This window comes from Microbacterium sp. zg-B96 (genome assembly GCF_030246865.1).
Lineage (GTDB): Bacteria > Actinomycetota > Actinomycetes > Actinomycetales > Microbacteriaceae > Microbacterium.
The window spans coordinates 1,409,256-1,420,882 of sequence record NZ_CP126738.1 but is presented as its reverse complement, the minus strand read 5'-3'; the positions used below and the strand labels follow the sequence as shown (position 1 = coordinate 1,420,882).

Sequence of the window (11,627 nt, the reverse complement as noted above, 5' to 3'; positions counted from 1 at the left end):
GCACGACCGATGACTGAGCCGTGGGACGAGCGCGTCGCTGCCTTCTGGCGCGATGCCGACGACGACCGGCCGGAGGCGATGCTGGCGCAGATGCAGGCCCTCATCGACGAGCGCGGCGCGGAATCGCCGGAGGCGCTGTACGAGTGGGCCTCTGTGCACGACTTCCTCGGACGCGAAGGCGACGCCATCCCGCTCTATCGCGCCGCTCTTGAGCGCGGGTTGGCGGGGGAGCGGCGGCCGCAGGCGGTCGTGCAGCTGGCCAGTTCGTTGCGGAACGTGGGCGAAGCGGATGCCGCGGTCGCACTGCTGCAGGATCACCCGGGCGATACGGTGACCGGCGCTGCCCCGCAGGCGTTCCTGGCGCTGGCGCTACGAGACGCCGGCCGTCCGGACGAGGCGCTCCGGGTGGCGCTGAAGGCCCTCGCACCCACGTTGCCGACGTACCGGCGGGCCGTCGAGGCCTACGCCGACGCGCTGGTGGACTCCGACCCGGCTCGCTGATTCCCTGAGCGGCGTCGGAATTCAGCCTGAGAGGCGCATCGCGCGCCGTCGCGAGGCTTTCCAGCCCGCACAGGCTGAATTCCGACGCTGCCCGAGAGTCAGTCGCGTTCCACCGGCATCCACAGTTCGCAGGTCGCCGTGCTGAAGTCATCGGCGCGGTCGAGCACGGCGACGATAGACGGGCCGGGCCGCAGCCGCCACGGGTTCGAGGGGAACCAGTCGGTGGCCGTCGCAGCCCATGTGGACTGCAACGCGGCAGGGTAAGGGCCGGTGACGCGGAACACCGCCCAGGCGCCGGCGGGAACCTCGATCGCCGTGAGGCCCTCGGTCACAAGGGTCGCTGCGCTGACGGCGACCCCGTGCAGGTAGGTCAGCTCGCTGCCTTCGGCATAGTCGGGGTCGACGTCGGCGCTCACCTGTAGCAGCCCGGCCGGCTCAGCGTCGCTCAGCCCCTTGAGGCGGTCATGCTCGGCGGCCGGCAGTGACGCGATGTGCGCCTGGATGTCTGGATTGGCGCCCCGGTGAATCAACGGCACGCGAGCCGCGTGGCCGACCAGCCGGAATGCCGGACGGTCGGTGATGCGAGTGTCCATGGGGGTAGTCCCTTCTACGGTCAGGCGGAACCTGAGCTGCGGTTGTGTCCGAAGGGGGCCACCATTGCGGCGCACGTCGCCAGGACTGACGCCGTGCACCGCGCGGAACGCGCGGCTGAACGCCTCGGTGGAGCCGTATCCGTAGCGCACCGCGATGCCGAGCAGCTCACCGTCGCCGAGGACATCTGCGGCAGCCACCGACATGCGACGGCGACGGATGTACTCGGACAACGGCATGCCCGCCAACGATGAGAACATCCGGCGAACGTGGTACTCCGTCGTGCCGAGCATGCGCGCGAGGCCGGCGATGTCGATCTCCTCGGTGAGGTGGTCCTCGACGTACTCGACGAGCCGATTCAGCACTGCGATCACGGTTTCCCCTTTCGGCATCCAGCCTGCAAGCCCGCCTCCGCCGGCATCCGACTATCGCGGTCCGATTCAATCGCGTCGAGCCGCGGATACCGCGATCCTGCCGCAATCCTGATCGCTGTTGCTCGATCGTTACTCCGCTTCGGCTACGGCTCGATAGCGTGACACCATGCAGCGACCGGAGCAGCTGAATGCCGGAGCGGCGCCCGCCTGGTATCCCGACCCGACGGGGCGATTCGGTCTGCGCTGGTGGGATGGTCAGGCGTGGTCAAGTCACGTCCACGGACCGGGCGGTTACACGTATGACCCGGTCCCTTTTATAACGCACGCGTCGAAATCGACCACCGGAACCGCTGTTGTCGGAATCGCCCTCCTCGCGACCTCGCTTCTGCCGACGATCTTGGCGGGGCTCCTATTGTGGCTCGCCGTGACAACTGCCCTCAGCAATCCGATCGAGGGGATGGCGACCTTCTCGTTCTGGGTGATGAGCGCGCTGTCCAGCGTCACTGCTGGTGTCCTTGTGATCGTGGCCCTCGCCGTGACAACGGACGCAGGGGTGACGCAGCGCGCGCGCCGGACCGCACTCGCTCTCGGCCTCGGTGTGATCGCTGTCAACACCGCGCTCGTGGTGGTGCCGATCGTCAGCCAGTTCGCCTGACGAGAGCCCGTCGAGATCCCGTGACGCTCACGGGCGACCGGGACGCCGAGCGGACGTACAGCCCAGCCTGGCTACGGTGGGCATATGAGCACCCACATCGCCGCAGCACCCGGCCAGATCGCCCCCGTCGTCCTGTTTCCGGGGGACCCGCTGCGGGCGAAGTGGATCGCCGAGACCTTCCTCGAGGATGCCGAGCTCTACACCCAGACCCGCGGGATGCTGGGATTCACCGGCACCTGGCAGGGCCACCGCGTCTCGGTGCAGGGCTCGGGAATGGGCCAGCCGTCGATGGCCATCTACGCCACCGAGCTGTTCGAGTCGTATGACGTGCAGACGATCGTCCGCGTGGGGTCCTGCGGGGCGCTGACCGAGCGGTTGGCGGTGCGGGACATCATCATCGCCAACGGCGCCTGCACCGACGCCGGGATCAACCGCACCCGATTCCACGGCCTCGACTACGCACCCGTCGCCGACTTCTCCCTGTTGCGGGCGGCAGTCGAGGCGAGCGAGAGCGAGCCGCCGGCATCCGCCGTGCACGTCGGCCTGCTGCTGTCGAGCGACCAGTTCTACAGCACCCGCCCCGAGCTCAACGACCCGTTCGTGCGACACGGCGTGCTGGGCGTGGAGATGGAGACGAGCGGTCTGTACACCCTCGCGGCCTACTACGGCCGGCGCGCGCTGAGCATCTGCACGGTCTCGGACCACATCGTCACGGGCGCGGAGACCAGCGCCCAGGAGCGGGAGCAGACCTTCGGCGACATGATCTCCATCGCGCTGCGAGCGGCGACCGCGGTGCGCTGACCGCGCTGCGACCGAGTTGCATCGGCGGATTCAGGATGCCGAGCGGTCGAGGTCGTCCAGCAGCCCGACCGCGGCCTTCATGTGTTCGCTGATCCAGCGGTCGTGGATCCGCTTGATGGGCAGCGGGCTGAGCGTCAGGATCCGCTCGCGCCCCTGGCGGGTCCCGATGACGAGCTCGGCGGCCTCGAGCACGCGAAGATGCTGCAGGACAGTGGTGCGGTTGTGCTCGGGGAAGAGCGCGCACAGGGCTCCCGTCGTGAGCGGGCAGTCTTTCAGTGCGTCGAGCATTGCGCGACGCACGGCGGATGCCAGTGCTCGGAAGACCCGATCATCCGCAGAACCCTTGTCAACGACTGCGTTCATGTTATAAAAATACAACATGACTCAATCGGAACTCACGGAACTCTCCTTCACCGTGTCGGGGCGCGTCGCGCGCCCGGTCGCGGAAGTGTACGAGGCGGTCGCGGATCCGGAGCAGTTGTCGCGGTATTTCACCACCGGGGGAGCGAAGGGCCGACTGGAAGCGGGTGCCGACGTCAGCTGGGACTTCCACGACTTTCCCGGCGCATTCCCGGTCACCGTGGTCGAGGCCGACCCGCCCCGCAAGATCGTCATCCAATGGGGAGGCGAGGCGACCAAGTCAGGCGCGGACTACACCACGACGACGTTCACCTTCGAACCACTCGATGAGGACACTCGCACGCTCGTGACGATCACCGAATCCTCGTGGGCGCTGAGCACTGATGGGGCGAGGAACGCGTTCGACAACTGCGAGGGGTGGACCACCATGCTCGCGGCCATGAAGGCCTGGATCGAATACGGGATCAACCTGCGCGAGGGCTTCTACGCCTGATCCCCACGACTCGGCGCGGCAGCACCGTAGCGGGCGACGATCGTCCGAGCGGCTTCGTCGACGGTGCGGCGCTTCTCCTCATCCGTGAGCGACCAGGTGCCGTGCACCAGGTAGGGCCAGAACACGACCGTGGCGATCATGCCGAGGAACTGCGCCGCGGCGACATCGAGATCCTCCACCTTCGCTGTACCGTGAGCGTTCGCCGTCTGGAAGTAGCGCCTCAACGCGCTGAGCACGGGCAGTGTGCCGAAATCGAAGGTCCGCTGGCGCAGCTCGGGGAACCTCGCGGACTCGGCGATAACCGCCCGCATCAGGTCCACAATTCGGGGCCGGGACAGCAGTTCGGCGTACGCCGATCCGAGGCACACGAGCCCCGCGTGGAAGTTCTCGGGCGTCGGCTCCGCGAACTCGGATGCCGGCGTGTCACCCGCCGCAAGCACCGTTGCCTCGAAGAGCTCGGCCTTAGTCGGAAACTGCTTGAACAAGGTGGCCTTGGACACCCCGGCGCGCTCGGCGACCCGGGCCAACGAGGTTCGGTCGTAGCCGGACTCGAGGAAAAGATCGGTCGCAGCCTCGAGAATCACCGCTCGGTTACCGGAGGCGATCTGGCGGTGGTACGCAGAGAGTTCGCGTGGCATCCACCCAGTATGGCCTAGAGGTGAGTCGGTTGACTCATAACAATCGCGTCGGTACTCTTACGAGGTGAGTCCAGCGACTCACCATTAACGCCGGGTGATGCTCAAGGAGGAGCAATGGGAAAGGTGCTGGTTCATGCGACGGTGAGCCTGGATGGCTTCATGGCGGATGCCGATGGGGGAGTCGACTGGATGGACGGCTTTCCCGTGGCTCCCGGGGACGAAGAACTCGTCGGAAGCGTGGTCCAGGAGCTCGGCGCCGTCATCGGGGGAGCCAACAAGACGCAGACCGTCGACGACGGTGAGGTGCCCTACGGGGGCATGGCCGGCGTACCGGTGTTCCTGATGACGCACAGCGCGCACGAGCCGATCGAGAAGGACGGCGTCGTGTACACGTTCGTCGTCGACGAGATTGCGCAGGCCGTGGCATCCGCGAAAGACGCGGCAGGGTCAACCTGGAGCGCATCGACACGTCGGCGTTCGCCGGAGAAGTCCATCTGCGCTATCGCGTGCTGGCGTAAAGAGCGCGAGCAGGGAAGCGGCGCTGTGAGCGGATTGTCATAATGTGCATTATCGGCGTTTCAAGACCCGCGACGACTCCGACAACTGATGTGGCTCTAATCGCCGCACCCCCGCTCGTCAGCGAAATGCTCGACTGAGCGCGCTGCCCGTCTGGAACAGTCCCATCCACACCACGAACTTCTGCATCGGACGCAGCGGAAAGCCGATGAGCCGTCGCCAGCCTTCGTGCCCGGACCACGTCGTCATGATGGTGACCTGCGTGCCACCTGTCGTGGGCGCCAACGTGAACTCGGTGAGAAATGGACGGCTCGGCGTGGCGTCGGGGTGGGCGAAGCGCCAGGCGACCCGCTCCGGTCGATGCACTGCGACCAGTTCGATGCGGCGGCGAAGGAATTGCGGCTTCACCTTCACCGGCTTCCCACCCGGGCGATCTGTGGCCGCGTGACCCTGCCAGATCGCACCCGGAGTCACCTCCTGGCCGGCCAGGTCGACGGAGCCGACGCTCAACTGCCACTCCGGGATGCGTGCCGGGTCTGCCAGGAACTCCCACACCTCGTCAATCGATGCGGGAACGAAGGTCTCCGTCGATCCCGCGACACGTCCTTTCGCCTTTGCCGCGGTGGGCGCGGACTTCTCCCCCGATGAGTCGAACTGGTCGAGACGCTCGAGCAGTTCATCGGATGTCGCGCCAAGGCGGCGAAGGATCTCCGCGATCGAACCGCTGGGCTCTGCGACGAGTTCGCGGAGCACGGCGGCAGCGTCACCGTGCTTGTCTTTCCCGCTGGAGCGCACGATGAGGTCGAAAGCACGCCTGCTCCACTGATACCCGTCTGTCTCCTGGGACACGATCCGTCCAGCCTCGGGGAATGCCGCCTCGATGCCCAGCAGCGTCAGTTGCGCTTCATACTGCTCCTCGACAGCCCGACGGGCGGAATCCAGATCGATGCCCAGGCTGCGCAGCGCGCGCCCCGCGGATTGGTCGCTGATCACGAGGGCGAGGAACAGGTGCTCGATGTCCGCTTCACGGAGCCCGAGCCGAGAGGCCTCCTCCATGGCGGCAATCGACAGAGATTGGCTGGTTTGAGCGACGAGAACGAACTTGCTCATGCGTTCCTCCTGGGGATCGGGATCGTGGGGTCCACTCGTTTGGCGTGCTTCTTATGGACGGCCTGCCGGGTCACCCCGAGCGCGTCGGCGATGTCCTGCCACTTCATGCCCGCGCGCAGCGCCGCCTCGACTTGCCGCAGTTCCAGGGCGTCCGCAAGCAGGCGCAACGACGCGACGGCCCGGAGCCCCGCCCGCGGATCACTCGTATCCGCTGCCGTTGCCGCGATCTGTACCGACTCCATGCCGTCAACCTATGTTGCTAAGCATCGCTCTGTCAACCTGAGTTGCGACTATCCCGCCTTCGATGCCGGATACGCGCCCCAAACCCACACAAACCGCCGTTCGGTGCCAGATACGCGCCCCAAACCGGGCATGCACGGAACAGACAACTTTCGCAGCCAGCGCCGAGGCGAGTTGTCGCAGGACGCCAACAAAGCTCTCATAAGCCACATTTCCGCCTACGATCAGGGCAAAGACGGGTCCCGGCCGTCGCCATTCGGCGCTGTAGGAGGCGCAATGAGCGCGAATCGAAGTACGCAGAATGCCGCGCACCTTCCCGCGGGCTTCCAGGCAGATCACACGGTGAGCCTCCGGCAGAAGAGGTACGCATTCGCGGTACAGACCATATTCATCCTGACGTCGCTGCTGTCGGTAGGAGCCGCGCTGCTGTTCCGACTCCCCCTCGAAACCGCCTGGCCGCCGGCGATCACGATCCTTGTCACCTTGCTCGCGTTGCTCGTCTACATGGCACTGCATGAGCTCTCACACGGGGTCGCGCTGCAACTCATGACGGGAGTGAGGCCGACGTATGCCCTGCGGTTTCCCTTCCTGACCACGGGCACCGACGCATACCTGAACAGGCGCACGGCGGTCATCGCTGCACTGACACCGGTCATCGTGTGGGGCCTGGTGCTGTTCGCAGCCCTGCCCACCGTGCCGCAGGATTGTCGCCTGACCGTCTATATCCTCCTCACACTGAATTTCGCCGGATCCGCCGGGGATTTCGTCGAGGTGTACGTGGCATCACGGCAGCCCGCGGGGGCACTGATCCAGGACGACGGGGACGTCGTTCACGTCCTCGTCCCCACACCCCGGACGTAAGCCCCCGGGCCGAGCCCCCTCTAGGCTCAAGTTGTGTTGGATGTAGCCACCGGATTCGTCGTCATCGGCGTCGCCATTCTCATCGGCTACATCATCGGCCGCATCGACCTGCTCGGGCCGCACGGTCGCCACGTGCTGAACCGCCTCACGTTCTTCGTGCTCTCGCCGTTCCTGCTGTTCGTCGTGCTCGCCCAGGCCGACGTGCAGACGCTGTTCTCCGCTCTGCTCCCGGTGTCGGCGATCGCCGCCGTCGCGGTCATCGCGATCCAGGCGGCGTTCTCCCGGTTCGTGTGGCACCGCTCCGCGGGCGAGACGACGATCGCGGCACTGTCGGCCGGTCAGGTCAACTCCAACAACATGGGCATCCCGCTGTCGCTGTATCTGCTGGGCAGCGCCGCGTTCCCCGCTCCGGTGATCCTGCTGCAGCTGCTCGTGTTCACGCCGATCTCCATGGCGATTCTGGATGCCGCGACCTCGGGGCAGCGCTCCGCCCGCCGCATCCTCCAGCGCACCGTGACGAACCCGATCGTGGTCGGCTCCGTACTCGGCGTAGCCGTGTCGCTCAGCGGCTGGAATCTGCCCCCGCTGATCCTCGATCCCGCGCAGTCCGTCGCGAATGCGTGCGTACCCGTGCTGCTGATCAGCTACGGCATGTCGCTGTACGGACAGCGAGTGCTCGGCTCCCCCGGCCGGCGCCGCGACGTGCTGCTCGCGACGGCATTGAAACTCGTCGCCATGCCGCTGGTGGCCTGGGCGGTCGCCGCCTACGTCTTCCACCTCTCCCCCGCCGAGATCCTCATCGTCACGGTGCTCGCCGCCCTTCCCACGGCGCAGAACATCTTCACGTACTCCCAGCATTACGACGTCGGCGAGACGATCTCCCGCGACACGATCTTCCTCACCACGGTGGGGTGCGTGCCGGTACTGCTGCTGGTCATGCTCCTTCTGGGATAGCGCTCGCGCACGCCACCCCCCTCCTGTCGCGCCACTGAAGCGGGCTAGGATGGCGCCGTCCTCACAGGGGATCCTCAGAAAGGACGGACCATGACCTCGGAATCGATCGATAGGCCGGTACTCAACGGCATCCGCACGGCCCTCGGAGTCAGCGGCGTGCTCGCCCTGCTCCTCGGTATCCTCATCCTCGTCTGGCCCGGACGCACCGCAATGGTCGCCGTCGCGATCGTCGCGGTCTACGCGATCGCCGCCGGCCTCGTCTACGCCGGACTCGGCATCTTCAGCGCGCAGAAGGGCGGCTGGGCGCGGGTCGGGCACATCGTGCTGGGCGTGCTGTTCATCATCGCCGGCATCATCGCGTTCATCAACCTGCAGGCAGCAACCGCATGGTTCGGCATCTTCATCGGCGTCCTGGTCGGCATCATGTGGATCATCGAGGGCATCGTCGCGCTCTCGACGTTGGGCGACTCCCCCACCAAGGGATGGACGGTCTTCTTCGCGATCCTCTCCATCGTCGCCGGCATCGTGCTGCTGTTCTCGCCGCTGTGGGGCGCGGTCGCGCTCTGGTGGCTGCTGGGCATCTCGGCGATCGTCCTGGGTATCGTCCAGATCATCCGCGCGTTCACTTTCGGCAAGTAGCTCACACACCGCGAAGGGCCCCGGTATCCCGGGGCCCTTCGTGTGTGCGGTCAGCGTGCCGGCAGGTACCTGTCCCACCAGTCCAGCACGGCGGCGAACCGCTCGATCCGGTGCCGCGGCTGCCCGGCGCGGGTGAGTTCGTGATTCTCGCCCGGGAACACCAGCATCTCTGCCGGCGTGCCCTGGCGTTTCAGCGCCGTGTAGTACCGCGTGGCTTGCTCCAGCGGGCAGCGGAAGTCCAGCTCGGAGTGCAGCACGAACGTCGGCGTGCGCACCTGCGACACGACCGCGAAGGGGCTCTGCGCCGCGATCGCCTGCGGATCGGTGCCGACGTACTCGTCACCGAAGAACGAGCCGATGTCGCTCGTGCCGGCGAACGCCACGGGATCGAGGAACCCGCGCTCCACGATGGCACCGGCGAAGCGGTGGTCGTGCGCGATCACCCAGGCGGTGAGGTACCCGCCGTAGGAGCCGCCCATGACCCCGACACGGTCGCCGTCCAGGCGCACGTCCGCCGCGATAGCCCCGTCGAAGAAGTCGATGACGTCGGTGAAATCCACCGTGCCCATGGCATGGCGAATGCTGCGTCCGTGCGCCCGGCCGTAGCCTGCCGACCCGCGCGGGTTGCAGTAGACCACCGCGTAGCCCGCGTCGACCAGCACCTGCATCTCGTCGAACGCGTGGATGCCGTACGTGGCATACGGGCCACCGTGGATCTGCAGGATGACCGGGAACGGCCCGTCGCCGGCGGGCGTGACGACCCAGCCGTGCACGGGGTGCCCGTCGCGGCCGGTGACGGTGCGCTCCACCGGCTCCACGATGCCCGCCTCGCGCAGGCGGGCACCGAAGTCGGTGAGCGTGCGCGGCTCGCCTTCGCCGACGAGCAGCAACTCGCCGAACGAGGCGGGGGTGGCGACGGCGGCGACGATGCGACCGGCCGCCGCGGCGTGCCCGATCACCTCGACGTCCCCGCCGAGGACTTCGGATGCCTCGCCGGCGCGCGTCACCCGCAACAGGCGCACCCGGCCGCGAGTGCGGTGCTGCACGAGCACGTCGTCGCCGTCGAAGCCGATGTGGCTGCCGACCTCGCCGAGGTCCACGCTCTCCACATCGGTGAGCAGTCGCAGCCCGTCGCCGGCGAGCAGCCACAGCCCCACGCCGGGGGCGACGAAATCACGGCCGTCGGCCCCGACCTCGTGGGCGAGCAGGAACGCGGTGCCGTCGGCGGCGACCGCCACCTCGTTGACGGACAGGCCCGCGTCGCGCTCCAGCACGGTGCGCGACCCTGCACCGTCGACGGTGACCGCCACGACCCGGCTGCGCAGATCCCGCGCGGCATCCTCGATCTCGTCCACGACGGCCAGCAACTCGCCGCCATCGGCGGTGAACACCGGGGCGCCGTAGGACGCGGTGCCGTGGGTCAACTGTTCGGCGTCCACGGCCACGACCCGCGGCTTCGGCGCGTCCTCGCCCTCGGGCCGCACCGCGGCGGCGGGAGCGTAGAACGGCTCCGCGTCCGCATCCGGCGCATCGACGACGAACAGCTGCGACGGCCGGTCGCCGATGTAGCCCAGGCCATTGGCATGCCAGCGGATGCCGGTGATGTGTCGCGGCGCCTCCGCCGTGGCATCCAACCCCTCGACCGATCCGTAGCGACCGCGTTCGGGGACGCGGGCGCTGAAGGCGATCGTGGCGCCGTCGGGCGACCACGCGAATCCACCGACGCCGAGCGGAGCGTCGGTGGCCTGCACCGGCTCCCCTCCCCCGGCGCGCACCACGAAGATCTGCGGGCGTCCCTTGCCGTCAGCGCGCAGGAAGGCGACGACCTCACCGTCCGGCCGCAGTCGCGGCGAGGAGTCGGCGATGCCACGCGTCAGCCGGCGCGGCGTGCCGTGCGGTAGGTCGATGCGCCACAGCTGGCCGACATCGCGATTGGCGTCGAGGTCGGGCCGGGATACGGCGAACACCGCGAACGCGCCGTCCGGCGCGAGGACGGGGCGGCCGACCGAGACGAGGGCGCTGATGTCCTGCGCGCGCACCCGGTCACTCCCCCGCGAACGAGCTGGTGTCGCCCACGAGGCGGGTGTTGTCGGCGGGCACGTCGTCGACGGCGGCACGGGCGACCTCCGCGGCGAACTCGGACACGTTGTAGAGCTTGCCGGCCGACTCGCGGCGTGACGCGATCGCACCGGGATTCGCCCGCTCCAGCAGCGTGGCCGTGATGGTGCCCTCGATCATGTCGCCGGAGACGACGACGAATTCGATGCCGCGCTCGTCGAGGTCACCGATGCGCTCGCGCAGGGCGTCCTCGCCGGCGCGCTTGGACAGGGCGACGACCTCGTACTCGGCCATCGTGGGGGTCGTCCGGATGAAGTGCGCCTGGTGGCTCGTGACGAACACGACGCGCGAGCCGGGCCGCAGCAGCGGCAGCGCCGCCTCGAGCACGCCCACCTGGGCGTCACGGTTCAGCTGCAGCGCGTAGTCCTCGGCCATGCCCGACTCCATGCCGCCGGAGGCGTTGAGCACCAGGATGTCCAGCCCGCCGAAGGCGCGCTGGACCTCTGCGAACATCGCCTGCACGGCGTCGCGGTCGGTCAGATCGGCACCGACGACCAGGACCTGCACACCCAGCTCGCGCAGCTGTGCGGCGAGCTTCTCGGCGCGCGGCGCCTTGTTGCGAAAGTTGATCACGACGTTCGCCCCCGCCTCGGCGAGGTAGCGGACCGTGTCGGCGCCGATGCCACGGGATGAGCCGGTGACGAGAGCCGTCTTTCCGCTGAGCGAGCCGGCGGGGAGGATCTGTGACATGGGGGCGGCGCTCCTGGTCGGGGAGCCCGGAACAGGCGTCGCCGGGCGCCACCGAGCCTATCAACCACGACTCCGCCTGCCCCGGT

General features: G+C 67.9%; 15 protein-coding genes. 8 read left to right on the top strand and 7 right to left on the bottom strand.

What is annotated here, in order from left to right:
• Positions 1-9 precede the first annotated feature (9 nt).
• Positions 10-501, top strand: coding sequence for a tetratricopeptide repeat protein (locus QNO11_RS06540; protein ID WP_257509874.1), 492 nt, complete (start codon positions 10-12; stop codon positions 499-501).
• Between the two features lie 98 nt (positions 502-599).
• Here the strand turns inward: QNO11_RS06540 and QNO11_RS06535 are convergent, their stop codons facing one another.
• Positions 600-1,466, bottom strand: coding sequence for an AraC family transcriptional regulator (locus QNO11_RS06535; RefSeq protein ID WP_257509875.1), 867 nt, complete (start codon positions 1,464-1,466; stop codon positions 600-602).
• Between the two features lie 166 nt (positions 1,467-1,632).
• On the opposite strand from QNO11_RS06535, the gene QNO11_RS06530 reads away from it, so the two are divergent.
• Together QNO11_RS06530 and deoD are read left to right on the top strand one after the other, a co-directional pair.
• Entirely contained in the window at positions 1,633-2,121 is a 489-nt protein-coding gene (locus QNO11_RS06530; RefSeq protein ID WP_257509876.1) for a DUF2510 domain-containing protein, read from the top strand.
• Positions 2,122-2,205: 84 nt separating this feature from the next.
• A complete protein-coding gene (gene deoD, locus QNO11_RS06525) occupies positions 2,206-2,922 on the top strand; it encodes a purine-nucleoside phosphorylase (protein ID WP_257509877.1) in 717 nt (238 codons plus the stop codon).
• A 30-nt stretch (positions 2,923-2,952) separates the two neighbouring features.
• On the opposite strand, the gene QNO11_RS06520 is transcribed toward deoD, so the two are convergent.
• Complete coding sequence (locus QNO11_RS06520; RefSeq protein ID WP_257509878.1) at positions 2,953-3,285, bottom strand: ArsR/SmtB family transcription factor; 333 nt, start codon at positions 3,283-3,285, stop codon at positions 2,953-2,955.
• A gap of 16 nt (positions 3,286-3,301) precedes the next feature.
• Here QNO11_RS06520 and QNO11_RS06515 point away from each other — a divergent pair, with 16 nt between their 5' ends.
• Positions 3,302-3,775 (top strand): SRPBCC domain-containing protein, encoded by a 474-nt coding sequence (locus tag QNO11_RS06515; RefSeq protein WP_257509879.1) that lies wholly within the window; start codon positions 3,302-3,304, stop codon positions 3,773-3,775.
• On the opposite strand, the gene QNO11_RS06510 is transcribed toward QNO11_RS06515, so the two are convergent.
• Positions 3,766-4,413: a TetR/AcrR family transcriptional regulator gene (locus QNO11_RS06510; RefSeq protein ID WP_257509880.1), complete on the bottom strand. Its 648-nt coding sequence runs from the start codon at positions 4,411-4,413 to the stop codon at positions 3,766-3,768. The two genes, QNO11_RS06515 and QNO11_RS06510, sit on opposite strands and share 10 nt — an antisense overlap.
• A gap of 114 nt (positions 4,414-4,527) precedes the next feature.
• On the opposite strand from QNO11_RS06510, the gene QNO11_RS06505 reads away from it, so the two are divergent.
• On the top strand, positions 4,528-4,974 hold the full coding sequence (locus tag QNO11_RS06505; protein WP_257509881.1) for a dihydrofolate reductase family protein: 447 nt from the start codon (positions 4,528-4,530) through the stop codon (positions 4,972-4,974).
• A gap of 75 nt (positions 4,975-5,049) precedes the next feature.
• Here QNO11_RS06505 and QNO11_RS06500 read toward each other — a convergent pair whose 3' ends face one another.
• Both QNO11_RS06500 and QNO11_RS06495 read right to left on the bottom strand, forming a co-directional pair.
• A complete protein-coding gene (locus tag QNO11_RS06500; protein ID WP_257509882.1) occupies positions 5,050-6,039 on the bottom strand; it encodes an SRPBCC family protein in 990 nt (329 codons plus the stop codon).
• Entirely contained in the window at positions 6,036-6,281 is a 246-nt protein-coding gene (locus QNO11_RS06495; RefSeq protein ID WP_257509883.1) for a hypothetical protein, read from the bottom strand. Before QNO11_RS06495 ends, QNO11_RS06500 begins: the two co-directional genes overlap by 4 nt.
• A 274-nt stretch (positions 6,282-6,555) precedes the next feature.
• On the opposite strand from QNO11_RS06495, the gene QNO11_RS06490 reads away from it, so the two are divergent.
• From QNO11_RS06490 to QNO11_RS06480, 3 genes are all read left to right on the top strand, one after another.
• Entirely contained in the window at positions 6,556-7,140 is a 585-nt protein-coding gene (locus QNO11_RS06490) for a DUF3267 domain-containing protein (RefSeq protein WP_257509884.1), read from the top strand.
• Between the two features lie 33 nt (positions 7,141-7,173).
• The gene (locus QNO11_RS06485; protein WP_257509885.1) at positions 7,174-8,094 is read left to right on the top strand and encodes an AEC family transporter; all 921 of its coding nucleotides are present in this window, start codon (positions 7,174-7,176) and stop codon (positions 8,092-8,094) included.
• 90 nt (positions 8,095-8,184) lie between these two features.
• Complete coding sequence (locus tag QNO11_RS06480) at positions 8,185-8,733, top strand: DUF308 domain-containing protein (protein WP_257509886.1); 549 nt, start codon at positions 8,185-8,187, stop codon at positions 8,731-8,733.
• A 50-nt stretch (positions 8,734-8,783) separates the two neighbouring features.
• On the opposite strand, the gene QNO11_RS06475 is transcribed toward QNO11_RS06480, so the two are convergent.
• Positions 8,784-10,772, bottom strand: coding sequence for a S9 family peptidase (locus QNO11_RS06475; RefSeq protein WP_257509887.1), 1,989 nt, complete (start codon positions 10,770-10,772; stop codon positions 8,784-8,786).
• 4 nt (positions 10,773-10,776) lie between these two features.
• Positions 10,777-11,541, bottom strand: coding sequence for an SDR family oxidoreductase (locus tag QNO11_RS06470; RefSeq protein ID WP_257509888.1), 765 nt, complete (start codon positions 11,539-11,541; stop codon positions 10,777-10,779).
• Between the last annotated feature and the right edge of the window lie 86 nt (positions 11,542-11,627).